We start from the raw sequence: 25820 nt of genomic DNA, 5'->3' as shown, positions 1-25820 counted from the left end.
ACGCGGGGCCATGAACCGGCGGGCATCGAGAGCGGCCGACGTGACCCGGACGACGGTCCGGGCGGTCCAGTCGGACCAGATCACGTTCATCGCGGCCAGCCTCTCGTACTACGCGTTCATCTCCCTGCTGCCGCTGTTGCTGCTGTCGCTGGTCGCGGCCAGCGTCTTCGGCGGCGAGCAGCTCGCCGCGGCCCTCGCCGACCGGGCGGCCGCCGCCTTCGGCGACCAGGCCGGCGAGGCGGTCCGGGCGTCGCTCACGTCGGCCGCCGGGCAGGGCGGGGCGACCGTCGTCGGCCTCGCGGTGCTGCTCTGGTCGGCGCTGAAGCTGTTCCGTGGCCTGGATGTCGCCTTCTCGACCGTCTACGGCGCCCCCCTGCCGGAGGGCATCGTCGAGCAGGTCCGGGACGGGGTCGTTACCCTGCTCGCGGTCGGGCTCGGCGTCGCCGTGACGGTGGCCCTGGGAGTCGCCATCGCCCGGGTGGACGTAACGGTAGCCGGCATCGACGTCGCGAGCGTGCTCGGGACGTCGCTGCTCGTGGGCGGCCTCGCGGCCGCGTTCTTCCCGCTCTACTACCTCCTCCCGGCCCGGAACGTCACCGTCCGGGAGGCGATTCCGGGCACGCTGTTCGCGGCGGTCGGCTGGACCGCCCTCCAGACCGGCTTCCGGGTGTACGCGAGCCAGGCCGGCACCAGCGCTTACGGCGCCCTGGGGGCGGCGCTCCTGCTGGTGACGTTCCTCTACTTCGGCGGCCTCGTCCTGCTTATCGGCGTGGTGCTGAACGCCGCCATCGCCGGCCGACTCGACGAGGCAGACATCGGCGACGAGATGCGGGGCATCGACTCCGAGCAACGGGACGACACAGCCATGACCGGACGAGACACGGACGGCGACGGGGAACTGGACCTCGACATCGACGCTGACGGGATCGACGACGAGGAACTCAGACACGCGATCGAGGAGCTGCAGGGCGACCTCGCGGACTTCGAGGAGCGCCTGGACGACCGGACGGTCCACCGCGAGGAGATCAACGCGGAGCTGAAGCGGTACGTCCGCGGTCGCGTTCGCAGGGGGAAGGCCCGCGGCTGGGGTCCGTACCTCGTGCTCCTGTTCGGGACCGCGATGACCCTGGGGGCGTTCTACTTCCTCGGCGACGCGGCGGCCATCGTCGCCATGCTGTTCGTCTGGGTCTTCACGCTCGGCCTCTACACCCTGATGCTGCTCATCGGGGCCGGCATCGGGGCCGCCCGGGCGCCGGGCCGCGTCAAGGACCGTATCGACGAGTTCCGCTCCTGATGTGCCCTCTCTGGCCACTCGTGGCCCGAGCGACCGAACTGGACGCCGCCCTCGCGGGGCTGCCGCTGGCGGTCGTCGTGCTGGCGGCGCTGGTCACGCAGTTGGGTGGCACCGGTTTCTACTTCGGTGTGCTCTCCCCGGCGTACTGGTTCGGCGACGCCATCGTCGACGGGGTCGACCGCGAGCGGGCGGCGTTCCTGCTCGGCTGCGGTATCTGTGCCCTGGCCCTGACGACCACGTTGAAGGGTATCTTCGCCATCCCGCGGCCGCCGGGCGCCGAGACGGCCGAGCGGGCGGGCGCGCTTCCGGAACTGCTCCGGCCCCTCTACAGGACGCTCGTCACCTCCGACGGGTACGGCTTTCCCTCCGGTCACGCCACCGGGGCGGCGCTCGTCTGGGGCGGCGCGGCAGCTGCGCTCGAGGCCGGTCGGCGGCGGGCACGGCTCGCCGTCGGGGCCGTCGCCATCGCCGCCATCGGCCTCTCGCGGGTCGTGCTGGGCGTCCACTACCTCGTGGACGTCCTCGCCGGGTTCGCCGTCGGCGGCGCCGCGCTGGCACTCCTGCTCCGGATCGGTGCCGACCGCAAGCCGGGGCGGGCGTTCTCGCTAGCGCTCCTCTTCGGCCTGGTCGGGACGGTCAACGGGTTCACGTTCGACACGATGGCCGTCCTCGGGGCGACACTCGGCGCCCGCATCGCCTGGGGCGCAATCGGCGGGGACGCCCTCCACGTCCCGTCGAGCCGCCGCGACGGGACGCTGCTGACGGCCGTCGGCGTCCCGGCGCTCGGCGTCCCCTTCGCCCTCGTCCTCGCACTCGAACCCGGTCCGGTCCTCGCGTTCGCCGTGACCGCGCTCGTCGTCGCCAGCGTGCTGGCGTTGCCGACGGTGCTGGACGTGGTGAAGAACTGAGATATCCCCGCAGTTCGTGACAAGCTGGCCCGCTATCCAGCATACTCCAGTCTGGGTGATAATGCGTCCTATCGGGCGGTTCCGCCGTCCGGATATCAGTCCGCTCCGTACCACACTGGCAGGACGCCGTCCCACTTACCGTCGGGCGTAGGCTGGCGACAAGGGGAGCGCGGGTTCGGTTCGGGACGGCACCGCCGCCACGACAGTCCGAGGAACGTCCGTCCGCTCGTGGCCCGCGAAGCGTCGGTTCGCTCACTCCCAAGGTTTCAGACGGTCGGAGACGTCGGCACGAGGACACCACAGACACTCTCGTGCCGCGCAGCTCGCGGGCGGAGCCCGGGAGGGCGGGAAGGCTCGAGCGAGCGCGTCTAGTAGTCCAGCTGGAACTGCTCGTTCTCGGTAACGGTGTTGAGCACGACGCTGGTGTTGGACTCCTTGATATCGGGGTCGATGAGGAGCTCCTTGATCCCCTCGTTCATGTGGTCCGTGTCGGTGAACTTGCCGATGGCGATGATGTCGTGGTCGCCGGTCACCTCGTAGACGGAGACCATCTGCCGGTGGTCCTGCAGCCGCTCGGTGATGTCGGGCAGGGCGTCCCCCTCGACCTTGAGCTGGATGATGGCGGTCACGTCGTAGCCGAGTTCGCCGTAGTCGACGATGGGCGTGTAGCCGCGGATGATGTCGCGGTCCTCCAGGTCGGAGAGGTGGTTGGAGACGGTCGTGACGGAAACGTCGAGGTCCTCGGCCAGGCTACGCAGTGACGCGCGGCCGTCCACGAGGAGTTCGTTGATGAGCCGCTCGTCGAGGTTCTCGTAGGTCATACTCTACCTAACAGGACCGGGGGTTTAGAAGTTTATGAACACTCACTTTTTCGCAAAAACCCCGAACGCCCCGCCGCGTACCCCCGCGATACCCCGGATTGAATCCGGGCAGTTCACCCCGTCTCAGCGAGCAATTTTCGACTGAGTGTATGATTATAGCAGTTATTGCCTCTTGTTCGGCGGAGTGATACTCGCGCAGAGCGCCAGTATTTTATCCAAGGGGGTTGTGAGAGTTGCTGACGACAAAAATGACGAACGATAACCTCTCAGCGGAGGCAGAGCGGGTGCTAGACGAGATCGAGGAAAAGAACGTGGACTTCCTGCGGCTTCAGTTCACGGACATCCTGGGGACCGTGAAGAACGTCTCCGTCCCGGCCGACCAGGCGGAGAAGGCGTTCAGCGAGGGTATCTACTTCGATGGCTCCTCCATCGAGGGCTTCGTGCGGATCCAGGAGTCGGACATGCGGCTCAAGCCCGACCCGGAGACGTTCGCCACCCTACCGTGGCGAAGCGGCGAGGACAGGGCGTCCGCGCGGCTCATCTGCGACGTCATCAACACGTCGACCGGCGAGCCGTTCGAGGGCGACCCGCGCTACGTGCTGAAGCAGGCCATCGAGCGAGCCGAGGAACTGGGTTACGAGGTCAACGTCGCGCCCGAGCCGGAGTTCTTCCTCTTCGAGGAGGACGAGGACGGCCGCGCGACGACGAAGACCGGCGACGCCGGCGGCTACTTCGACCTCGCGCCGAAGGACCTCGCCTCCGACGTCCGCCGTGACATCATCTACGGCCTGGAGGAGATGGGCTTCGAGATCGAGGCCTCGCACCACGAGGTCGCCCAGGGACAGCACGAGATCAACTTCGAGTACGACGACGTCCTCTCGACGGCTGACAACGTCGCTACCTTCCGGACGGTCGTCCGGGCCATCGCCGCCCAGCACGACCTCCACGCGACGTTCATGCCAAAGCCCATCCCGCGCATCAACGGCTCCGGGATGCACACCCACATGTCCCTGTTCGAGGACGGGGAGAACGCGTTCCACGATGAGGACGACGAGTTCGACCTCAGCGGGACGGCCCACTCGTTCCTCGCCGGCATCCTCGAGCACGCCGAGGCGCTGGCCGCGGTCACGAACCCGACCGTCAACAGCTACAAGCGGCTCGTCCCCGGCTACGAGGCCCCCGTCTACGTGGCGTGGTCCGACCGGAACCGCTCGGCACTCATCCGCAAGCCCGCCGCGCGTGTCCCGGGCGCCAGCCGCATCGAAGCCCGCTTCCCCGACCCGTCGTGTAATCCGTACCTCGCGTTCGCGGTGCTCCTGAACGCCGGGCTCGACGGCATCGAGCGCGACCTCGACGCCCCCGACCCGGTCCGGGAGAACATCTACGAGTTCGACGAGCAGAAGCGCCAGGAGTACGGCATCGAGACCCTGCCGACGAACCTCGGCGAGGCCGTCGACGCGCTCGAGGCCGACGAGGAGATCCTCTCCGCGCTCGGCCCGCATATCGGCGAGAAGTTCGTCGAAGCGAAGACCGCCGAGTTCCAGGACTACCTGGTCGACGTCTCCGAGTGGGAGATCGACCGGTATCTGGAGACGTTCTAACGCACCGCTCTCCGGTTTCGGGTCCGGCGGCGGAGCCGCCGAACCACTCACCGGAGGAGTCCACAGCTGAAGACCCAGTACCCGTGTGCCGCATGCCCTCGCACCAGTGAGACGGGCCCTTGCAGTGCGCGTGTACGGCAGGTGACCTCTCGATGCGGGCTTACGCCGCCTCCTCCTCGCTGTTCGCGTTGATGAGCTGCTGGAGCTGCTCCATCCGCCGGTTCAGGTCCACCGCGGGGTCCGTCGATCCCTGCGTCTGGAGTCGGTCGACGGTGAGGATGGGGTCGACGCCGGCCTCGATGACCACGTCCAGCAGTTCCTCGATATTCTGACGGTTCAGTGCGAGCGAATCCAGCAGGCCGATGGCGATGGCCATCGGGACCGCGACGTCAGGATCCTGCGGGAACTCCTCGCCGAGTTGCTCGAAGTCGCCATCGCCCTCGTCGGCGGGGTGGAGACGAAGGCAGCGCGAGCAGAGGCCGGCGTGCTCTGTCTCGGCGGGGAGGTGGCCGCGGTACTCCTCGGGCACGTCGAACGGCACAACGGCCGCATTGCAGACGGGACAACGCATACTCCCCCTACTGTGGGAAGGGTAAAAACCCGTGTGGGTACGCAGGTGGGGGATGCGGATCGGTGACCCGTGGAGGCGGCTGGCCGGACTGGTCGCTCCTCCGATACGTACCGCCTCACGGGCGCGGTTTCGATTCCGTCGGAGCCCGCTCCGACGACGTTCGGGCTGTCGGCCGCACCGATGCGAGGGCCCTGCCGGAGCTTCGCTCCGGCCGATCGACGGCATCTTGATCCGTTGCGGCGAGCGGTTCGGCGGGGCCACCGAACCCGAGCCGGGGGGAAGCTCCTGCTAGTCGTCCGCCGTGACCGGCTCTTCGGCCTCCTCGTCCTCGGCCTCCTCCTCGGCTTCGGCGCGCGCGGCGGACTCCTCCTCCTCCTTTTTCGCCTTGATCTTCTTCATGCGGAAGATCTCCTCGCGCTCCTGCTCCTCGAGCTTCTGCTCGATATACTCCTGGTTCTCGTAGAGCTGCGGGAGCAGCGTGAACTCGAGAGCGTTGACGCGGCGCTTGGTCGTCTCGATCTCGGTCAGCATCTTCTTCATCGCGGTCTCGACCTCCGCCGCGAGGATGATGGTCTCTAGCAGCTCCTCGTAGGCCTCGGCGGCCTCGTCGATGCGCGCGGAGGTGCCGACGACGCCGTAGCCACGCTCGTCGAGGGACTTCTTCACCTTCGAGGACTCGATCTGCGGGACGACCACGCCCATGATGTTCTTCGACTGGGTGGTGATCTCCGGGTGCTCCTTCAGCGCCGCGGCCGCGCCCCGCACCGAGACGTCACCCTCCATGGCGCGCGCCATGTTGATGGCGCGCTGGGCCCGTTCGTAGCGGTCGTCCATCTGGTCGCGGACGTCCTGGGCCTGGTCAAGGATGTCCATGAACTCCATGATGAGGCCGTCGCGCTTCTTCTCGAGCGTGTCGTGGCCCCGCTCGGAGAGCTCGATGCGATCCTCGATCGCCATGAGGTTCTTCCGCGTGGGCTTGACGTCCTTTGCCATTACCAGGCGATTCCGCCCGCAGCGGCTTAACGCTTTACGAAGCCCGACTTCTCAGCCCGTGCGGTCGTCCGGACCGACGCCGCTCGCGGTCCGGACCGGACGGTGTCCCCGGTGAGCGTGACCTCGGCGTCGAAGACGCCCGCGAGCGTGGCGAGCGTCTCCGGCTCGTGGGCCGCGGGGTCGACGTGGAAGTGGCCGACCACCCGGTCGGCGTGGAGCCGTTCGACGAGCGGGTGGAGCAGCCGGTAGGCCTCCTCGACGTCGGCGTACTGCAGGAGGGCGGTCAGCGAGTCGAGGCAGAGCGTCGCGTGGCCGTCGGGCAGCGCGCTCAGCCCCTCGCCGACCGCGATCTCCACGCCGGTCAGGTCGTCCGGGGTCTCCACTCGCAGGACGGTGGGGCCCGAGACGTCGTCGCCCTCGACGGCGGCGCCGACGGTCACGACGCGGATGGCGTCCAGGGTGGCGCGGTGGCCCGCCATCCGGGTCAGCCACTCCTCGGCCGTCCCGCAGTAGGTGACAGCCACGGTGCTGGTCGGGGTGCCGGCCAGCGACAGCGTGGGACAGAGCCCCTCCCGCCGGCCGTGGAGCCCGGGGGCGCGGACGAGCACCGCGGCAGCCCCGGAGAGCGCGGACGGAACGTCGGCGAGGTGGGCGAACTCGGGCATTCGAATCCTCGGTACTATCCGAGCGGCGGGTATCAATCCCGTGGCCGCTCCGGGGGGCCGGTCAGTCGTCCGCCGGGATGGGGTCGACCCCCACCTCCTCGGCGATGGCCTCGAACTCGTCGACGAACGCCTCGGTCAGTTCGGTCGGGTCGTCGACCAGGCCGGCGTCCGAGGAGACGCCCACTCGGACGTCGCCGTCGTAGCTGAAGATGCTGATGCCGAGTCCGATACCCTGCGAGGTCGGCACCCAGAACATCATGTCGCTGACCTCGCGTCCCGCGAACTGAAACGATGACGTCGGACCGGGGACGTTCGTGATGACCGACCCCGCACGGTCCCGGAAGCGCGACATCGCCAGCTCCTGGAACGGCATCGGGAGGTTGCCGACGGTCCGGAGCAGCGTGAGCATCAGGTACGCCTGGGTCCCCTGCCGCAGCGCGCCGGTCCGCTCGCCGATGGTGTCGATGCGGCCCTGAACGCTGTCGATGCCGACCGGGAGCTGGAGGAAGCCCAACCCGAAGTAGTTGCCGAGCTGCTCGGTACGCTGGTCCAGCGGCTTCAGGTTGACCGGAATCGCCGCGCGGTGTTCCAGATCCGGGGGGACGTCGTCGCCCGTTGCCTCCATGTAGCGGTGGAGCGCGCCCGCCGTGGTCGCCAGCAGGACGTCGTTGATAGTGCCGTCGAACTCGCGGCCGATGCGCTTCGCCCGGTCGACGTCGATGGGGGTGGTCCAGGCGGCCCGCTTCTTCAGCCCGAGTTCGCCGGTCACCGCGGTGTCGGGCTCCTCGGGGAGCGTCACCGAGTCGAGACCGATCTTCGCCGCGCGGGCACCGCGGACGAGCGCGCTCGGCGCCGCCGAGAGCGCGCCCAGCACGTCCGGCCCATCGTCGGTCAGGCTCCCTGCCGGGGGTCCGGGCGTGGTGGCGTCCGCATCGACCGCGTGGTCCGGCGGCTCCGGGGCCCCGCCGACCGGCAGCTCGATCTCCGAGGGATCGTCGGCCAGCCCCAGCAGCACGTACAGCATCGCGAACCCGTCGCCGAGCGCGTGGTGGATGCGCATCACCAGCGCGTTCCCCGTGTCGCCGGCCCCCTCGACCAGGTAGGCGTGCCACAGCGGCTTGTCGTGGTCCACCGGCTGGCTCATCAGGTCGCCGACGAACCGCTGGAAGGCGGTCTTGTCCTGTGGCTCCGGGAGCGCCACGTGATGCAGGTGACAGTCGATGTCGAACCCCTCGTCGACGACCCAGGCGGGTCGGCGGAACGGCGTGGCCTCGTCGACGACCCGCTGGCGGAACCGCTTGAACGGGAGCAGCCGCTCCTGGAACCGCGTGCGCAGGTCCTCGTAGGACACGGGCTCGTCGAAGTCGAGGTAGCCGGTGATGATCATCAGGTTGGTCCGGTCGCCGATGCGGAGCCAACTGTTGTCCGGCCCCGACAGGGGCTCCCGGTCCGGCGAGTCCCCGCTCATGGCGGGCGTACCCCCTCGCGTGTCGTGTCGAGTCCCGTCGCGGTCATGTGCTCCCGAACGATGCGGTGGGAGGTAAAGAAACCTACCGATGGCGGGAGCTAACGCGGACGATAAGCCGGTTACGTCGTACTCGTCCCGAATATTCCGGTTATTGTTGATTTATGACGGTTATACATCGAGGACAGGGCGTACAGCCTGGAAACCGTCGTCAGTCGGCAGCGACCTCTTCCTCGCCCTCGGCCTCGACGTCCTCGTGGTAGTACTTCTCGATGAGCTCCTCGTCGATCCGGTTGAGCTCGGGCTTGGGGAACATCGAGAGGAGCTCCCAGCCGAGATCGAGCGTCTCGTCGATGGCGCGGTCAGTGCGGAACCCCTGCTCGACGAACTCCTCCTCGAAGCGGTCCGCGAAGTCGAGGTAGAGGTTGTCCCGCTCGGAGAGGGCCTCGCGACCGACGATGTTGACGAGGTCGCGCAGGTCCTCACCCTCGGCGTAGGCGGCGTACATCTGGTCGGAGACGTCGGCGTGATCCTCGCGGGTGAGGCCCTCGCCGATCCCGTCGTCCATCAGCCGCGAGAGGCTGGGCAGCACGTCCACCGGGGGCTGGATGCCCTGGCTGTTGAGGTCGCGGTCGACGTAGATCTGCCCCTCCGTGATGTAGCCGGTCAAGTCCGGGATGGGGTGGGTGTCGTCGTCGCCGGGCATCGTCAGGATGGGAATCTGGGTGACCGACCCCTCGATACCCTCCAGGCGGCCGGCGCGCTCGTACAGCGTCGCGAGGTCGGTGTACATATACCCGGGGTAGCCACGGCGGCCGGGCACCTCCTCGCGGGCGGCCCCGATCTCGCGGAGCGCCTCGCAGTAGTTCGTCATGTCCGTCAGGATGACCAGGACGTGGTACCCCTTGTCGAAGGCGAGGTACTCGGCGGTGGTCAGGGCCAGTCGCGGCGTGACCGTCCGCTCGACGGCGGGGTCGTCCGCGAGGTTCATGAAGACGACCGACCGCTCCAGCGCGCCGGTGCGCTCGAAGTCGTCCATGAACTCGTTGGCCTCCTCCTGGGTGATGCCCATCGCGCCGAAGATGACGGCGAACTCGGAGTCCTCGTCGCCCTCGTCCTCCGGGACGGTCGCCTGGCGGGCGACCTGGAGCGCGAGGTCGTTGTGGGGGAGTCCCGACGCCGAGAAGATGGGGAGCTTCTGCCCCCGGACGAGCGTGTTCATCCCGTCGATGGCGGAGACGCCGGTCTGGATGAACTCCTCCGGATACTCCCGGGCCGTGGGGTTGATTGCCGCGCCGACGATCTCCCGTCGCTCCTCCGGTTCGATGGCGGGGCCGTCGTCGATGGGCTCGCCGGAGCCGCTCAGAACGCGCCCGAGCAGGTCCTCCGTGAGCGGCATCTGCAGCGTCTCCCCCAGGAACCGCACCGAGGAGTTCCGGTCGATACCGTCGGTCCCCTCGAACACCTGGATGGCGACGAACTCGCTGGTCGACTCCAGCACCTGGCCCCGCCGGATATCGCCGTTCGGCGTCTCGATCTCGACGATCTCGTCGTAGCCGACGGGCTCGTCGACCTCGGCGAACACCAGCGGACCGCTGATCTCCGTGATTGTCTTGTACTCCTTCTGCATTGTCAGTATAGCTCCCCGAGTTCGGTCTCGATCTGTGCCTCGAGCTCGTCGATGAACTCGTCGTAGTCCTCGGCGACGCCCATCCGGTTCAGGCGCGGCGCGGCGTCGATGTCGATGATCTCCTCGACCGGGACGCCGGCGTCGAGCGCGTCGAACGCCTCGTCGTTGAACGTCTTGATGGCGCCGAGCATCCGGAACGTCTTCTCTGGTTCGCAGTAGGTGTCGACGTCGTGGAAGGCGTTCTGCTGGAGGTAGGCCTCACGCAGGTAGCGTGCGACCTCCAGCGTGAGCTGCTGGTCCTCCGGCAGCGCGTCCTTCCCGACGAGCTGGACGATCTCCTGCAGTTCGTCCTCCTCGTCGAGCGTGTCGACGGCCCACTGGCGGCGGCTGGGCCAGTCCTCGTCCACGTTCTCGGTGAACCAGGGGTCCAGCTGCTCCCGGTAGAGCGAGTAGGACTCGTTCCAGTTGATGGAGGGGAAATGCCGACGCTCCGCCAGGTCGGCGTCCAGCGCCCAGAACGCCTTCACGATACGCAGGGTGTTCTGGGTGACCGGCTCGGAGAAGTCGCCGCCGGGCGGCGAGACCGCGCCGATGACCGAGATGGACCCCTCCGTGTCGTTCAGGTTCTGGAACTTGCCGGCCCGCTCGTAGAACTCGCTGAGGCGGGCGGCCAGGTAGGCCGGATACCCCTCCTCGCCGGGCATCTCCTCCAGCCGCGAGGAGATCTCCCGCATGGCCTCGGCCCACCGTGAGGTGGAGTCGGCCATCAGCGCCACGTCGTACCCCATGTCGCGGTAGTACTCCGCGATGGTGATGCCGGTGTAGACACAGGACTCGCGGGCCGCGACCGGCATGTTCGAGGTGTTCGCGATGAGGCAGGTCCGGGACATGAGCGGGTTGCCCGTCACCGGGTCCTCCAGCTCGGGGAAGTCCTCGATGACCTCCGTCATCTCGTTGCCGCGCTCCCCGCAGCCGACGTAGACGACGATGTCCGCGTCGGCCCACTTCGCGAGCTGGTGCTGGGTGACGGTCTTCCCGGAGCCGAACGGGCCCGGGATGGCCGCCGTCCCACCCTTCGCGATGGGGAACAGGCCGTCGAGGATGCGCTGGCCGGAGACCAGCGGCGTCGTCGGCGTCTCCTTCTCCCGGGCCGGCCGGGGCTCCCGGACGGGCCACTCCTGGTGCATCGAGATCTCGGCGCCGGTGTCGAGCTCGACGACCGTCTCCTGGACGTCGTGCTCCCCGGACTCGACGGCCGTGATCTCGCCGTGGTGGTCGTCGTCGGCCCCGCGCTCCGGCGGGACGAGCACCTTGTGCTCGATCTGGACCGTCTCCTGGACCGTCCCCAGCACGTCGCCGGGCTCGACCGCGTCGCCGACCTCGACGGTCGGCTCGAAGGTCCAGGTCTCCTCCATGTCGATGCCGGGGGCGTCGACGCCGCGGTCGAGGAACGCGCCCATGCGCTCCTCCAGAACGTCGAGCGGGCGCTGGACGCCGTCGTAGATGGAGTCCAGCATCCCGGGCCCCAGGTCCACGGTGAGCGGCTCGCCGGTGTTCTCGACCGGCTCGCCGGGGGAGACCGCGGAGGTCTCCTCGTACACCTGAACGGTGGTCCGGTTCCCCTCGATCTCGATGACCTCGCCCATCAGGCCCTCGTCGCCCACGTAGACGACGTCGTTCATCCGCGCGTCCAGGTCCGTCGCCACGACGACCGGACCACTTACGCTGTCGATGACCCCCTCGCTCTCGGGGGTCGTGTCTGTCGCTTGACTCATATCATTCGTCCATCAGGTCGATGCCGATCGCGCGCTTGATCTGCTCGCGGAGGGCTCCGCCGCCGGAGTCCCCGCCGAGCGTCACGAGCACGGGTTCGACACTCGTTTCGACGTCGCGTCGGACTGTGCGTGAGAGATGGTCGAGGTCGTCGTCGTGCATCACCACGATGCCGATGCCGTCGTCCTCGAACATCTCGGTGACCGCCTCGTCGAGGCGGTCCGGCTTCTCCTCCTCCGGTACGTTCGCGAACTGCCGGACGCCGGCGAGCCGGAATCCCGTCGTGAAGTCCGGGCTCCCGACGACACCGATCTCCTGGCTCATAGTATCACCAGCTCCTCGCTGATCTCGTCCTCGCCCAGTCCGGCCTCCCGGCCGCGCGCGACGGCGCGGATGTTATCGACCTCGCGCTCCTTCGCGAGCACGTAGCCGAGCACCGGGCAGACCGAGAGCGGGTACCGGTTTGACAGTTGGTCCGAGTACTCCAAAAGGGCAGCGTCGAGCGCGTTCTCGAAGCCAACGAGGCCCTCGGCGCGCTCGAGCCCGTCCAGCGCCGCGTCCAGGTCCTCGCCGTACGGCGAATCCCGGACACGGGCGGCCAGCTCGTCGGGGTTGCTGGCCAGCTGCCGGAGGTCACCCTCGTCGAACAGGCGCCCCCCGTCGATGTAGTAGTCGGCAGGGTCGATGTCGGCGCCGGAGTACGCGAGTCGGAACGCGTTGCGCAGGTTCCGGAAGTCGATCTCCGCGCGGAGGAACTCGATATACAGCTCCGTCGCGCGGTCGGGTTCCTCGGGGAGCCCCTCGAGCAGGCGGCCGTAGAACCCGCGGTCGACTGCGTTCTCCAGCGGCACCAGCTCGCCGTGCTCCTCGTAGATCTCCAGCGCCGCCGTGAGCGGCCCGTGGAACATCGTCCCGCGGAGCGCCTCGATGGCCTCCTCCATCGAGGCCGCGTCGAGCAGCCGGTTCAGCCGTGCCTCACCCAACTCGCCGGCGCGGATGAAGTCGTCCTCGACCTCACCCCGCTCGGCGTCGGAGTAGATACCACGCAGGGTGGTCTTCACGTTCCAGGCGTCGAACTTCCGGAGATAGCGGGCGGTGTAGTCGTACAGGCGCCCGTCGGCCCACCGGAGCAGGTCCTCGAAGTTCGCCGCCAGGTTCCGGTTCAGCGCGTACTCGATGAGGTCGCCGCCGCTGTGGCGCGACCCCAGCGCGTTCATCTCCGTCTCGTACTCGGACTCCTCCATGAAGCGGGCGATCTCGCCCGTCCCCATCCGCGTCAGCTTGCGGTAGTCGTCCTCGTCGAACAGTCGCGCGCGGCGGGACCGTACCCGTGCAGTCACGTACTCGTAGTTCGAGCCGCCCTGATTCTGGATGCTCATCGCTCCTCGAACAGGCGCTCGGAGATCTCCCGGAGGTTGTCCTCCCAGACCTCCTCGAGCACCGAATCGAAGGTGTTGTTCACACGGACGCGCGAGCCCTCGCTCTCGACCACGACGCCGCCGAGGCAGTCGACCGGCTCGCCGACCTCGAAGCCGTCGTGGTCCTCGCAGATCATCTCGAGCAGGTCGGCATCCTCCTCGCGGCCCCGGACGCGAGCGCTGTCCGCGCCCTCGAACTCGGGGGCCGCGGCCGACAACAGCGTGCGGGTGAGCGCCTCGCGACGCTCGCCCTCCAGGGCTGCTATCTCCGACTCGACGTCGTCGTAGACGTCCTGCAGCAGCTCGCGCCGCGCCTCCAGGCGCGCCTGCTTGGCCTCCAGTTTGGCGCTGGAGAGGGCCTGCTCGCGCTCCTGTTCGATCGTCCGCTCGACCTCGGCCTCGGCGTCGGCCTCGACCTCCTCGGCGTCGGCCTCCGCCTCCTCGATGATCTGCTCGGCTCGCTGCTCGCCCTCCGCGCGGATCTCCTCCGCACGCGTTCGCGCTTCGTCTCGAATGTCCTCTACGACCGTATCAAGACTCATTGATCGAAAAGTGGTGGAAGTGTTCAGACGACGAAGATGACGACCAGCGCGAGAATCACGAGCGTCTCCGGCAGCACCGTGAGGATGAGCCCACGACCGAACATGTCGTCGTCCTCGGCGATGGCACCGACGGCCGCGGCGCCGATACCGCGCTCCGCGTAGCCCGCGCCGAAGGCGGCCAGCCCGACGGCGAGGGCGGCGGCGGCCGTCGGCGGGATGGCCGGCTCTGAGCTCTGCAGTACGAACGTCGCGAACGTCATGATGAGTTCCAGCATTGGTTTTGAGATTCCTCCGTGATTGTCGCTTCCGAGCACTCGACCCTGCGGGTAGCCGGCCAATAAAACTTCTCAAACCCTTTCATGCTGCCCCCCGTGATACCGTGGCGCACAGCCCCAGCAGTGGGAACTCCCCCCGGTCAGGTGTATGCAATAATCCTAACATTTCGTCGCTGCCCCGGCGGCACCCCGCCGCCCTCCTCGGTTTTTGGGCCCGACACCGCTGGGGGATAGTCGAAGAGTTCGGGCGCCCGTTATCGGGCAGCATCGCTCGGCTCCGTCGGGAACCTCGGATACGTGAGCGCCGTCCAAGTGACGGGTACTGTCCCGAACGTCCGTGGAGAACGAACGGGAGAGGACGGGGACGGGCCGAGTCAGTCGTCGCCAGCGAACCGCGTCTCGTAGCCGAACGGCTCGTACTCGTCGCCGCCACCCTCGTAGAACTTCTGGAAGAACTCGACGTACTCGAGTCGCACCGCCTGCAGGCCGGCACTGGTGATGCCGAGCACCAGCACCAGCAGATGCCCGACGACCAGCACGACGAAGCCCAGCACGACCGCGGCGACGCCGGAGTGGATCAGGCCGGGGAACATGATCGTCGCATCCGGGTGGGCGGCCAGCGCCTCCTGTGGCCCCTCGGTGAGGAGGAAGTGGAACTCGCCCTTGTCCCGGTAGGCACCGAAGAAGAGCAGATTGACGACGAACGCCATCCCTGCCTTCGCCAGCAGGACCGCGGCGATGCGGGCGTACGAGAGGACGTTCACGAGGACGTTCAGGCTCTCGAGGAAGGCGATGCCGCCCTCCGCGGCCACCAGCAGGACGAAGCCGACGGCGGCGACGCCCAGGGCGGCCAGGCCGACGACCTCCGGTAGTCCCGCGAAGCCGAACTCGTAGGCCACCTGTGTCTCCGTCGCCGCTTCGGACAGGTCGAGGAAGGCCGGGGTCGCCCCGACCTCGTTGAACGCCAGGTAGAGGAAGTCGGGCTTGGCGGCCGCCAGGTGCCGGCTGAACACCCAGACCCAGACCCCGAACATCAGCAGCGCCCAGGAGGCGTGCTCCAGCACGGCCTCCTTGAGGCTATGGCCCGCCTCCTCGATGAAGCCGAACACGTAGCCGAGCCCGACGTGGAGCACGCCCAGGGTGAGGACGAGCATCATCCACGCCTGTGCGTACCCCAGGTCGGCCGGCTGGAGCCCCTTGTGCATGGGAGCACTCTTCAGCCCGACGACCCCCTCCCAGAGCACCGTCGAGACGGTGTGGAGCCCGAATATCTCGCCGTAGAAGATACCGAACAGCGCGGTGAACCCGCCGGCCCACAGCGCGACGCCGCCGAGGCTCTTCAGCACCTCGCCTTCCACCTGCGTGTACAGCACCCCTCCGATTGCCATGTACAGCAGACCGTAGCCGAGGTCGCCGATCATGAACCCGAAGAACGCCGGGAACGTCAGGAAGACGATGACCGTCGGGTCGAACTCGTCGTACTTGGGGAGGTTGATGACGTTCGTCAGCGCCTCGAACGGCCGCACCGGCGCCGGGTTGTTCTGGATGACCGGCGGGCCGGTGGCGCCCATCGCCACGTCCGCGCCCGCGCCGTCGGCCACGTCCGCGCCCGCGCCGTCGGTTACGACCTCGGAGGCGGGCGCACTGCCGCCGTCCGCGGCCACCTCGTCGCCGCCGTCCGCGGCGGCCGTCGGGTCGCCGACCCCGCCGGCGCCGCCGGCGATCTCCTCGGAGTCGGTCGGGCGACCGTCCTCGTCGTACTCCGCCACCTCGACCAGGTCCACGTCGACGTGGTCACCGACGGCCTCCTGGAGCCCCTCGGCCAGGTCCACGTACTCGTCGTACGGGAGCCAGCCCTCGGCGACGAAGGCGTTCTCCGTCGTCGCGAAGGAGAGAGGCGCCTCGGCCTTCTGGACCTGCACCGCCAGCCGCTCCTCGGCCGCCAGCAGGAAGCCGCCGACCTCCACGCGGAGGTCCTCCAGCCGGTCCTCGACCGTCTCGAGCTTCGAGGTCAGCTCGCGTCGGCGCTGCTCCAGCCGATCGACGTAGCCCTCGGGACTGACGTCCTCGCCCGCCGTGCCGGGCTCCGGCACCTCGTAGGCGGTGAACTGCGCGCCGACCAGCGCGTCGCTGATGTCGACGGCGGGATAGGCGAAGACGGCGAGTGTCTCGCCGTCGTCGACGGCGAACGTCTCGTGGCTATCGACGCCCGGCTGTTCGACCATCGCCTCGCGGACCGCCGCCTCGTCGCCCTCGCCGACGGCGACCGAGAGGTTCTCGTAGCCGCCCAGCAGGTCGAGGTCGATGCCGAGCTCGACGAACGGGCGGATGGTCTCCAGCTCCTCCTCGACGCCGCGGAGTTCGTCGTCCAGCTCGTCGCGGCGGTCGTCCAGCTCGTTGACCTGCGTGCGGACCTCCTCGATCTCGGCATGCAGGTCGTCCGGCAGCACGGGACGACTCTCGGCGTCCGTCTCGTCGACGCCGAGGATGGACTGGAGCGAGCGGACGGTCACCAGCGCGTCCGAGGCGCTGTCGGCGCCCTCCTGCGGGCTCCCCGGCTCGAACCCCTCCCAGCCGCCGTCGTAGTCGCTCAGGTGGAGGAGGTTGAGGTCGTGGGCCGTCTCGACGACGTCGTTCAGTACCGCCTTGGATCCCGTCACCGAGACCCGGCCCATCTTCTCAGGTCTGAGCATCGACCGCCTCCTCGAACAGGTCCACCACGCGTTCGACCGCCGGTTCCATCCGCTCACGGGCGCGGGCCTGCAACTTCTCGCGATCGGCCTCCCCCTCCGCGATGATGGCCTCGCGCTCCGCCTCGATCTCCTCGCGCGCCTCGGCGAGGCGTTCATCCCGCAGTTCCTCGGCCGTCGCGCGGGCCTCCTCGCGGATCTCCTCGGCTCGCTCGCGGGCCTCGGCGATCCGTGCCTCGCGGTCGGCTTCGGCCTCTTCGATGATCTCGTCGGCCTCGCGTTCCGCCTCCTTGACTCGGTCGAGAACTTCCGGCCTGGCCATGTTTATCGGTGGGGCATTCGGAACTTGTGTATTTGGTAGTTGCGAAAGCTCCGGTCCACGCACGACCGCCAGGCGGACCCCTCTCCGGGGCTGGACCGCGACCGGCGCGACGGGAGCCGTGCCGCGTGACGGCGACGCATAGGTTTTTGTTCCTGCTCGGCCTGTTCTACTACAATACGTTATGTATCGTCGAGCAGTTCCGAATCACCCTCGGCAGGGAGAGCAGTGAGGATGGCTGACGAGCGCTTCGACCGCGCCGGGACCGGGGTTCCGGGCCTCGACGAACTCCTCGGCGGGGGCCTCCCGACGGGGCGTGCCTACGTCCTCCGTGGCCCGCCGGGGACCGGCAAGACGATTCTCGGGCTCCACTTCCTGACTGCCAGGGCCGAGACCGGGGAGCGCCCGCTGTTCGTCGGGTTCGAGGAGCCGGTCGAGGACATCGAGCGGAACGCGGCGAGTCTAGGGTTCGACCTGGACGGCGTCGAAATCCTGGATCTGAGCCCGACCGCGGACCGGTTCGTCGAGGACCGGAGCTACAGCGCGTTCGAGCCCGCCGAGGTCGAGGGGCGGGAGCCCGCCGAGCAGATCGTCGAGGCGGTCCGGGAGCGCGACCCCGAGCGGGTCGTCATCGACCCGCTGACGCAGTTCCGACAGCTCGCCCCCGACGACTACCAGTTCCGCCAGGAGATGGCGTCGCTCACCGCGTTCCTCAAGGACCGCGATGTCACGGCGCTGTACACCACGCAGCCGACGGCCAGCCGGCCGGACGACGACCTCCAGTTCCTCGGGGACGGTATCATCACGCTCTCACGGGGGCAGACCGGCCGCCGGATAGCGGTCGAGAAGCTCCGCGGGTCGACGTTCCGCGGCGGCTCGCACGCGATGCGCATCGGCGGCGACGGTCTCACCGTCTACCCGTCGCTGGTCCCCGGGGACTACGACCGCGAGTTCACCAGCGAGACGCTCTCCTCGGGTGTCGACGAGCTGGACTCGCTGCTCGGCGGCGGCATCGAGCGCGGCACCGTCGCCCTCATCACGGGGCCGTCGGGGGTCGGGAAGACCACCACCGGGAGCCACTTCCTGCGGCAGTCCGCCGCCCGCGGGGAGCGCGCGACGGTCTACCTGTTCGAGGAGCCGGCCAAGCAGTTCCGCCACCGGTCGGCGTCGCTCGGCATCCCACTCGACGAGCCCATCGAGGACGGGCTGCTCGGCATCGACCCGGTCGAGCCGATGAACCTCTCGGCCGACGAGTTCGCCCACCGCGTCCGGACGGACGTCGAGGCCAACGACACCGAACTGGTGATGATCGACGGGACCGCGGGCTACCGCCTCTCGCTCCGCGACGACGACGGCCTGACCGAACACCTCCACGCGCTCTGTCGCTACCTCCGCAACGTCGGTGTCACCGTCGTCCTCGTCGAGGAGCAACAGCGCATCACGGGGGAGTTCAGCACCACCCAGGAGAACATCAGCTACCTGGCCGACTCCGTCCTGTTCCTCCGATACCTGGAGCTTTCGGGCGAGATACGGAAGTCGGTCGGCGTCCTGAAGAAGCGACTGAGCGGCTTCGAACCGACGCTCCGGGAGCTCTCCATCGACAGTGACGGTCTCGAAATCGGCGAGCCGATGACCGGGCTCCGGGGGATCCTCACGGGGACCCCCGAACGGGTCGAACGGGACAGCTGAGTCGGATGGCACTCACGAACAGGGAGGACGTGGCCGCACCGGGCGAGCAGCTCCGGCTCCTGCTGCTCGTCGCCCGGGACCGCGACCGCGAGCTGTTCGCCGAGCGGCTGCGCGAGGAGTACGAGGTGCTGACGGCGGCGCCGGACGAGGAGTGGCCCGAGTTCGACCTCTGTCTCGTCGACTCGGCGTGGCACCGGCGGACGGCAGCGGCGCTGCGCGAGCGCCGGGGCGACGCCGAACCGGTCCAGCTCCCCGTCCTGCTGTTGCTGCGCGGGCAGCCGGCCGACACCCCGTGGCTGGGGGAGGCGCTCGGCGAGGTCGTCGACGGCGTGGTCGAACTCCCGGCCGACGGGATGGAACTGGACGCGCGCGTCGACTCGCTCGCCCGCACCCGGTCGATGTCCCGGGCGCTCGCCAGCCAACGCGACCGGCTCCGGCTGTTCCGCCGGGCCATCGACGAGGCCGCCGTCGGTGTCACCATCAGCGACTACACCCGGCCGGACAACCCCCTCATCTACGGGAACGGCCGGTTCACCGACATCACCGGCTACGAGCCCGAGGAGTACGTTGGTCGGAACCACCGGTTCCTCCAGGGCTCGGAGACGGACCCGGAGCCGGTCGCGAAGCTGCGGCAGGCGATCGACGCTGGCGAATCGATCCGCGTCCGACTGCGGAACTACCGGAAGGACGGCACCGTCTTCTGGAGCCGGGTGACGGTCGCTCCCGTCTGGGACGGCTCCGGGGCCATCACCCACTACGTCGGCTTCCAGGAGGACGTGACCGAGGAGGTCGAGCGCGAGCGGCAGGTCGAAGCGTTGCTGCAGGCCGCGGCCGACCCCATCTACGAGCTCGACGCGGACGGCCACTTCACCCTCGTCAACGACGCGATGGTGTCGGCGCTCGGCTACGACCGGAGCACGCTGCTCGGGTCCCATATCTCGCTCATCGTCCCCGAGGGGAGCGTCGTCGAGTCGGCGGAGCTGGTCGAGGAGCTGCGGACGACGGGCCGCGAGCGCGCGACCCACGAGACCACCGTCACGGCCGCGGACGGCGAGCGGCTGACCTACCAGATCAGCCTCTCGCTCCGCCGGGAGGGCGGGACGTTCGGCGGGGTCGTCGGCGTCTGCCGGGACGTGACGGAACTGCGGCACAGCGAGCGCCGCCTCTCCGTCTTCGACCGCGTGCTCCGGCACAACCTCCGCAACAAGATGAACGTCGTGCTCGCGCGCGCCCAGCGCATCGCCGAGGGCGCCGGCGACCCGGCCGAGCAGGCCGCGACCATCGAGGCGGCCGGTGAGGAGCTGCTGGCGCTCAGCGACCGGACCCGGAAGTTCCACGACAGCATCGAGCCCGGGGGCGAGGCCGGGCCGGTCGACATCGCCGGGCTCGTCCGCCGGGTCGCCGCGGACAACGCGGAGCGGCACCCGGACGCCTCGTTCGATGTCGAGGCGCCGGGCGTCGCCTGGGGTCGCGCCAGCGACACCATAGAGCAGGCGCTCAACGAACTGGTGGGGAACGCCGTCAGCCACACCGACCGGGAGAGCCCGGCCGTCGAACTCCGGGTCGGGCCGACGGAGGACGCGGTCGTCATCGAGGTCGCCGACGACGGCCCCGGTATCGGCGACCTCGAACGGGAGGCGCTGGAGCGGGGCCACGAGACGCCGCTCGACCACGCCCGCGGGCTAGGCCTCTGGTTCGTCCGCTGGACCGTCACCAACGCCGGCGGCGACATCGCCATCGAGGCCAACGAGCCACGCGGGAGCGTCGTCCGGCTGTCGCTGCCGCGGGCGGAGCCGCCGCCGGAGGTCGAGCACGACGGTATCGACTGACAACCGAGCAATCGGCCGTGTCCGCTTCGAATAGTATTTCTTTGATCTCTCGTATAAACCGGCAGAATCATCAATTATCGCGTTACGTCTGCTCGGACCTGGCCCCGGCGGCAGCGGGGCCCGTCCCGGCTCAGTCGTCCCCGGCCGCCGCCTCGGGGTCGGCGTCGCCCTCCCCTCGCAGTTCGGCCACGCGCTCGTTGGCGCGCTCCCGGAGCCCGTCCCGCTCGCGTTCGCGTTCGGCGCGGGGCCCGGGCAGGTCCACGTCGAGCTGGTCGCGGAGGTACCGGCCCGTGTGTGACTCGTCCTGCCGGGCGACGTGCTCGGGCGTGCCCTGGGCGACGACGCGGCCGCCGCCCTCGCCGCCCTCCGGCCCGAGGTCAATAATGTTGTCGGCGTTCTTTACGAGGTCGAGCTCGTGCTCGACGACGACGACGGTGTTGCCGGCGTCGGTCAGCCGGTGGAGCACCTCGATGAGCTTGCGTTCGTCGGCACTGTGGAGCCCCGTCGTCGGCTCGTCCAGCAGGTAGCACGCCTGGCCCCGGTCCTTCTTCCCCAGCTCCTCGGCGAGCTTCACCCGCTGGGCCTCCCCGCCCGAGAGCGTGGTGGAAGGCTGACCCAGCCGCATGTAGTCCAGCCCGACATCCATCAGGAGTTCGAGCCGGCGCCGGATGCCGCTGTGGCCCTCGAAGAACTCGTAGGCCTCCCCGACGCTCATGTCCAGCACGTCCGCGATGGTGGCGTCCTTGTACGTGACGTCCAGCGTCTCGTCGTTGTAGCGGGCGCCGTCGCAGTCCTCGCAGGGGACGTAGACGTCGGAGAGGAAGTTCATATCGATCTTGACGGTGCCCTGGCCGCCACAGCCCTCGCAGCGGCCGCCCTTGACGTTGAACGAGAAGCGGCCCTTCGCGTAGCCGCGCTGCTTGGCGAGGTTGGTCTCGGCGAACAGCTCCCGGATGTGATCGAAGACGCTGGTGTACGTGGCGGGGTTCGAACGCGGGGTGCGACCGATGGGCGACTGGTCGATGAGCCGGACCGTCTCGACCCCCTCGTAGTCGATGTCGTCGTGCTCGCCCGGATAGACGTCCGTGTCGTTCATCCGGCGGACCAGCCCCTTGTAGAGGATCTCGTGGAGTAGCGTCGACTTGCCGGAGCCCGACACCCCGGTGATGGCCGTGAAGTTGCCGAGTGGCACGTCGATATCGAGGTCCTTCAGGTTGTGCTGGCGGGCGCCCTGGATGTGGATGTGGCCGTCCGGCTCCCGACGCTCCTCAGGGACCGGGATGGCCTGCCGGCCGGCGAGGTAGTCACCGGTGACCGAGCGGGGCTCGCTCATGACGTCCTCCACGTCGCCGTTGACGACGACCTCGCCGCCGCGTTTGCCCGGGCCGGGCCCCATGTCGATGACGTTGTCCGCGCGCCACATCGTCTCCTCGTCGTGCTCGACGACGACGAGCGTGTTGCCGAGGTCGCGCAGCCCCTCCAGCGTGTCCAACAGCTTGTCGTTATCGCGCTGGTGGAGCCCGATGGAGGGCTCGTCGAGGACGTAGAGCACGCCGACCAGGCCGGAGCCGACCTGCGTCGCCAGCCGGATGCGCTGGCTCTCGCCACCCGACAGCGTCGAGGCCTCGCGGTCGAGGGTGAGGTACTCCAGCCCGACCTCGTCCATGAACCCCAACCGGGCGCGGATCTCCTTGAGGATCTCCTCGGCGATGGTCCGCTCGCGCTCGGTCAGTTCGTCCTCCAGCCCCTCGAAGTGGGCCAGCGCGTCGCCGATCGAGAGGCGGTTCACCTCGGCCAGCGACGTACCCGCCACCAGCACCGCCCGGGATTCGGGCTTCAGCCGCGACCCCTCGCAGGCCGGGCAGGTCGTGGTGGCCATGTAGTTCTCGATGTGGTCGCGGGTCCCGTCCGAATCCGTCTCCACGTAGCGCCGCGAGAGGTTCGGGATGACGCCCTCGAACGGCTTCCGCTTGCGCCGGGTCCCGTTCTTGGTCCGGCGCTTGAACACGACCTCCTGGCTCGTCCCGTAGAGGAAGGCGTCCTGCACCGCGGGGTCGAGCGCCTCGAACGGCGTGTCAAGCGGCACCTCGAAGTGCTCGGCCACCGCGTCCAGCCGCGTCCGGTAGTACGACCGCGAGTAGCTCCACGGCTCGAACACGTCCCGGAGCGGCTTGGAGGGGTCCCGGATGACGAGCTCCGGGTCGACCTCCTTCGTCTCGCCGATACCCTCGCACTCCGGGCAGGCACCGTGGGGGGAATTGAACGAGAACGACCGCGTCTCGATCTCCGGCAGGTCGATGCCGCAGTGCGTACAGGCGAGCTCCTCAGAGAACGAGACCACGAGGCGGTCGTCGGCCGTGTCCTCGCCCTCGTCGCCCGCGAGGTCGCCCGTCGACCGCGTCTCGCTGCCGAGGCCCGCGTCCGCCGGCGGGTCCGGGAGCACCAGCTTCAGCACGCCGTCGGCCTCGTCCAGCGCCGTCTCGACGGAGTCCGTGATGCGCGAGCGGGCCTCCAGCGACACCTTCACGCGGTCGACCACCACGTCGACGGTGTGGTTGTAGTTCTCGTCGAGGTCCGGTTTCTCCACGGCGAGGTCGTACGCCTCGCCGTCGACCTCGACGCGGGAGTAGCCCTCCGCGACGAGTTCGTCGAACAGGTCGGCGAAGGCCCCCTTCTGGTCGCGGACGACCGGCGCACACAGTTTGGCGCGGGTCCCCTCCGGCAGTTCGAGGATGCGGTCGACCATGTTCGAGGCGGACTGCTCGCCGACCTCGCGGCCACACTCCGGGCAGTGCGGGGTCCCGACGCGGGCGTACAGCAGCCGGAGGTAGTCGTGGAGCTCGGTGACCGTCCCGACCGTCGAGCGGGGGTTGTTGGCGGCGTTCTTCTGGTCGATGCTGATCGCGGGCGAGAGCCCCTCCACGGTCTCGACCTGCGGCTTGTCCATCTGGCCCAGGAAGTTCCGGGCGTAGGCGGACAGCGATTCGATGTAGCGGCGCTGGCCCTCGGCGTAGACCGTCTCGAAGGCGAGCGAGGACTTGCCCGACCCCGAGAGGCCGGTCACGACCGTGAACTCCTCGCGGGGGATTCGCACGTCGAGGTCCTTGAGGTTGTGCTCCTCGGCGCCGCGGACCTCGATGGACTCCTTGCTCATTGGTGAAGGGCTGGAGTGGCGCCCGAAAACCTCTGTCGGTCGCGCCCTCGCGAGCGGCGTGGGAGCCTACTCCCCTGGGGCCTCGTCCAGCGGCTCGCGCCGCTGCACCATCCCCAGGCCGACCCACGAGATGACCGCCTCGCCGTCCTGGTTGATCCCGGTCATCCGGGAGTTCACGCGGCCACGGGTCGGGTCCGTGGGGTGGGGTTCCTTCTCGATGGTCTCGACGCGGACGGTGAGCTCGTCGCCCGGGTAGACCGGCTGCTTCCACCGCAGTTCGTCGACGCCGGCGGCCCCGAGCGACGCCTGGTCCTCCAGCACGCCGTCGACGAGCAGCCGCATACAGGCGCTGGCGGTGTGCCAGCCGGAGGCCGCCAGCGAGCCGAAGATGGACTCCTCCGCGGCCTCCTCGTCGGTGTGGAACGGCTGCGGGTCGTACTGCTCGGCGAACTCGATGATCTCCTCCTTCGTCATCTCGTAGGTGCCGTGCTCGGTCACGTCGCCGACCGCCATGTCCTCGTAGTAGCGCATGTGGCCGAGCGGTCGCACCCGGCGGTCAAGTATCCCCCGACGCGGGCGGCCCCCGGCGGGAAGACCTATGCCGGGGGACGTCCGACTGCCGGGCATGACCGACGAGGAGGTCGCGACCACGGCGGCCGCTGAGGCGGACGACGTCATCGGCGACATCGACCTCTCGGGTGACTCGTACGTCGTCTCGCAGGCCCTGATCCGCTCGAAGTACACGGTCGAGGACGCGGACGGACGGGTCGTCCTCCGGGGCAGGAAGAAGCGGCTCCGGATGAAGGAGGACTTCCCGTTCAGCGCGCCTGACGGCGACGTGGCGTTCCGGGTGAAGGCCCAGAACATCATGGACGTCGCCGGGGACTACAACCTCGTCGACGAGGCCTCCGGCGAGACGTTCGCCGTCATCGAGAAGGAGTTCACCCTGTTCAAGCACGTCTACCGCATCCGGTCGCCCGGCGGCGAGCTGTGGGCCACCATCGAGTCCGAGTCCGCGGCGGTGATGGCGCTGAAGGAGTTCGTCGGGGTTCTGAGTATCCTTCCGCACTCGTACAGCATCACCGGCGCCTCGGGCCGCGAGATGGGCACCATCGAGGAGCGGTTCTCGCTCCGGGACCGCTACGACGTCCGTCTGAGCGACACGGGCGACGTCCCGCGGGAGGCCATCATGGCGGCGGCCGTCGCCATCGACGCGCTGGAGGAGAACTGAGCCGAGGGGTCGGGGCTTCGGGGGGATCGCGCGGCGGAACGGTCGGCCTCAGTCGGCCTGGTCGTCGCACTCTACGTCCGCGGCGACGGTGTACTGCAGCGCCTGTCGGAGATGGTAGCGGGCCCGGGCGTTCGATACCTCGCCGAGCGCGCGCCGGAGGACCTCCGTTTCGTCGGTGCGTGGAGATGGTTGCATACGCTATCTAGTGGATGCGGACGTATATACACGGCCGGGGGTTTTCGCGTCGGGAGAACGGCCGCGCGCGGCTGATCTGCTCCCGTCGCCGTCGCTCGAACGGCGGCCATGACGCCGGGGACGGGCCGGGGGCACGGGGCGCCGATGCCGGACCTGACGCGGAGACCCGCTTCGGGACCGTCGGCGTGTTCGTCCCCGTCGCCGCGTCGCTACTGTTCGTCCGTTTCGGGGGCGGGAGCGACGCGTCCGAGGAGACCGTCGAGGTCGACGGTGGCTCCCCGAGCGGGTGGGACCCGCGACGGCGGCCGGTAGCGTGCCGGCCCACGACCACAACGGATAGAACGGGGGCGCACCTCCGACCGACGATGCGACGGCGCGCCTTCCTGCGGCGGTCCGGGGCGCTCGCCGGGTTAGGTGCCCTCCCGGCCCGGCCAGCAGCCGGTGCGGCCGACGCCCAGGGGACATCGACCCCGACGTTCACGCCCCGGCAGACGACGCCGACGGCCGAAGGGACGGAGGTCCTGGCACGGCTCCCAGTCGAGCGCCTGAAGGAGGCCGTCACCGCGCCGGACGGGGCGACCGCCTACTGCGCCACGACCGACGGGTTCGCGGTGGTCGACATCTCGGACCCGGCGGACCCGTCGCTGCTGGTCGACGAGCGGGACCCACTGGCGGACCGCGACCCGACGCTGTTCGACGTGTACGACGTGAAGCTGGACCACGAGAACGACCTGCTCGCGGTGGTCGGGCCCGCGAA

21 protein-coding genes and 2 pseudogenes are annotated in these 25820 nt (G+C 69.0%); 7 read left to right on the top strand and 16 right to left on the bottom strand.

Annotated features, from left to right (window positions below; translation table 11 throughout):
• The first annotated feature begins 10 nt into the window (after positions 1–10).
• Positions 11–1294, top strand: coding sequence for a YihY/virulence factor BrkB family protein (locus DP107_RS05510; RefSeq protein WP_144261144.1), 1284 nt, complete (start codon positions 11–13; stop codon positions 1292–1294).
• Entirely contained in the window at positions 1294–2202 is a 909-nt protein-coding gene (locus tag DP107_RS05505; protein WP_144261143.1) for a phosphatase PAP2 family protein, read from the top strand. The genes DP107_RS05510 and DP107_RS05505 overlap by 1 nt, the downstream gene beginning before the upstream one ends.
• 368 nt (positions 2203–2570) lie before the next feature.
• On the opposite strand, the gene lrp is transcribed toward DP107_RS05505, so the two are convergent.
• On the bottom strand, positions 2571–3023 hold the full coding sequence (lrp, locus tag DP107_RS05500) for an HTH-type transcriptional regulator Lrp (RefSeq protein WP_144261142.1): 453 nt from the start codon (positions 3021–3023) through the stop codon (positions 2571–2573).
• Between the two features lie 248 nt (positions 3024–3271).
• Here lrp and glnA point away from each other — a divergent pair, with 248 nt between their 5' ends.
• Positions 3272–4624: a type I glutamate--ammonia ligase gene (gene glnA, locus DP107_RS05495; protein WP_144261141.1), complete on the top strand. Its 1353-nt coding sequence runs from the start codon at positions 3272–3274 to the stop codon at positions 4622–4624.
• A gap of 160 nt (positions 4625–4784) precedes the next feature.
• On the opposite strand, the gene DP107_RS05490 is transcribed toward glnA, so the two are convergent.
• The 12 genes from DP107_RS05490 to ahaH form a co-directional block, all read right to left on the bottom strand.
• Entirely contained in the window at positions 4785–5195 is a 411-nt protein-coding gene (locus DP107_RS05490) for a DUF6276 family protein (protein ID WP_144261140.1), read from the bottom strand.
• A gap of 288 nt (positions 5196–5483) precedes the next feature.
• Positions 5484–6188: a V-type ATP synthase subunit D gene (locus tag DP107_RS05485; RefSeq protein ID WP_144261139.1), complete on the bottom strand. Its 705-nt coding sequence runs from the start codon at positions 6186–6188 to the stop codon at positions 5484–5486.
• 26 nt (positions 6189–6214) lie between these two features.
• The gene (locus DP107_RS05480; protein ID WP_144261138.1) at positions 6215–6853 is read right to left on the bottom strand and encodes a DUF7504 family protein; all 639 of its coding nucleotides are present in this window, start codon (positions 6851–6853) and stop codon (positions 6215–6217) included.
• A 61-nt stretch (positions 6854–6914) separates the two neighbouring features.
• A complete protein-coding gene (locus tag DP107_RS05475) occupies positions 6915–8321 on the bottom strand; it encodes a wax ester/triacylglycerol synthase family O-acyltransferase (protein ID WP_144261137.1) in 1407 nt (468 codons plus the stop codon).
• Between the two features lie 208 nt (positions 8322–8529).
• Positions 8530–9948 (bottom strand): ATP synthase subunit B, encoded by a 1419-nt coding sequence (locus DP107_RS05470; RefSeq protein WP_144261136.1) that lies wholly within the window; start codon positions 9946–9948, stop codon positions 8530–8532.
• Between the two features lie 2 nt (positions 9949–9950).
• Positions 9951–11723 carry an ATP synthase subunit A gene (locus DP107_RS05465; protein WP_144261135.1) on the bottom strand — a complete coding sequence of 591 codons (1773 nt, stop codon included), beginning with the start codon at positions 11721–11723 and terminating at the stop codon, positions 9951–9953.
• A gap of 1 nt (position 11724) precedes the next feature.
• Positions 11725–12045 carry a V-type ATP synthase subunit F gene (locus DP107_RS05460; RefSeq protein WP_144261134.1) on the bottom strand — a complete coding sequence of 107 codons (321 nt, stop codon included), beginning with the start codon at positions 12043–12045 and terminating at the stop codon, positions 11725–11727.
• Positions 12042–13100 carry a V-type ATP synthase subunit C gene (locus DP107_RS05455; RefSeq protein ID WP_144261133.1) on the bottom strand — a complete coding sequence of 353 codons (1059 nt, stop codon included), beginning with the start codon at positions 13098–13100 and terminating at the stop codon, positions 12042–12044. The genes DP107_RS05460 and DP107_RS05455 overlap by 4 nt, the downstream gene beginning before the upstream one ends.
• Complete coding sequence (locus DP107_RS05450; RefSeq protein WP_144261132.1) at positions 13097–13681, bottom strand: V-type ATP synthase subunit E; 585 nt, start codon at positions 13679–13681, stop codon at positions 13097–13099. Before DP107_RS05450 ends, DP107_RS05455 begins: the two co-directional genes overlap by 4 nt.
• 23 nt (positions 13682–13704) lie before the next feature.
• A complete protein-coding gene (locus DP107_RS05445) occupies positions 13705–13941 on the bottom strand; it encodes a hypothetical protein (RefSeq protein ID WP_238330791.1) in 237 nt (78 codons plus the stop codon).
• A 389-nt stretch (positions 13942–14330) separates the two neighbouring features.
• Positions 14331–16649 (bottom strand): V-type ATP synthase subunit I, encoded by a 2319-nt coding sequence (locus DP107_RS05440; RefSeq protein ID WP_144261130.1) that lies wholly within the window; start codon positions 16647–16649, stop codon positions 14331–14333.
• A complete protein-coding gene (ahaH, locus tag DP107_RS05435; protein ID WP_144261129.1) occupies positions 16636–16968 on the bottom strand; it encodes an ATP synthase archaeal subunit H in 333 nt (110 codons plus the stop codon). The genes DP107_RS05440 and ahaH overlap by 14 nt, the downstream gene beginning before the upstream one ends.
• A gap of 231 nt (positions 16969–17199) precedes the next feature.
• Between ahaH and DP107_RS05430 the strand changes: the two genes are divergently transcribed.
• Both DP107_RS05430 and DP107_RS05425 read left to right on the top strand, forming a co-directional pair.
• Positions 17200–18654, top strand: coding sequence for an ATPase domain-containing protein (locus tag DP107_RS05430; RefSeq protein WP_144261128.1), 1455 nt, complete (start codon positions 17200–17202; stop codon positions 18652–18654).
• A gap of 5 nt (positions 18655–18659) precedes the next feature.
• The gene (locus DP107_RS05425; RefSeq protein ID WP_144261127.1) at positions 18660–20483 is read left to right on the top strand and encodes a sensor histidine kinase; all 1824 of its coding nucleotides are present in this window, start codon (positions 18660–18662) and stop codon (positions 20481–20483) included.
• A gap of 232 nt (positions 20484–20715) precedes the next feature.
• On the opposite strand, the pseudogene uvrA reads toward DP107_RS05425, so the two are convergent.
• Together uvrA and DP107_RS05415 are read right to left on the bottom strand one after the other, a co-directional pair.
• Positions 20716–23637, bottom strand: a pseudogene (uvrA, locus tag DP107_RS05420) (excinuclease ABC subunit UvrA); the annotation flags it as partial.
• Positions 23638–23703: 66 nt separating this feature from the next.
• Entirely contained in the window at positions 23704–24168 is a 465-nt protein-coding gene (locus DP107_RS05415; RefSeq protein ID WP_144261125.1) for a MaoC family dehydratase, read from the bottom strand.
• A gap of 94 nt (positions 24169–24262) precedes the next feature.
• Between DP107_RS05415 and DP107_RS05410 the strand changes: the two genes are divergently transcribed.
• Entirely contained in the window at positions 24263–24868 is a 606-nt protein-coding gene (locus DP107_RS05410; protein ID WP_144261124.1) for an LURP-one-related/scramblase family protein, read from the top strand.
• A gap of 48 nt (positions 24869–24916) precedes the next feature.
• Here DP107_RS05410 and DP107_RS19870 read toward each other — a convergent pair whose 3' ends face one another.
• Complete coding sequence (locus tag DP107_RS19870; protein ID WP_185977182.1) at positions 24917–25063, bottom strand: hypothetical protein; 147 nt, start codon at positions 25061–25063, stop codon at positions 24917–24919.
• Positions 25064–25428: 365 nt separating this feature from the next.
• Between DP107_RS19870 and DP107_RS19865 the strand changes: the two are divergent.
• A pseudogene (locus tag DP107_RS19865) lies at positions 25429–25820 on the top strand (hypothetical protein); the annotation flags it as partial.

The organism is Haloglomus irregulare (assembly GCF_007421925.1).
In the GTDB taxonomy this organism is placed as follows: Archaea; Halobacteriota; Halobacteria; order Halobacteriales; family Haloarculaceae; genus Haloglomus; species Haloglomus irregulare.
The sequence above is the reverse complement of the archived record's forward strand: the minus strand, read 5'-3'. Positions and strand labels throughout refer to the sequence as shown.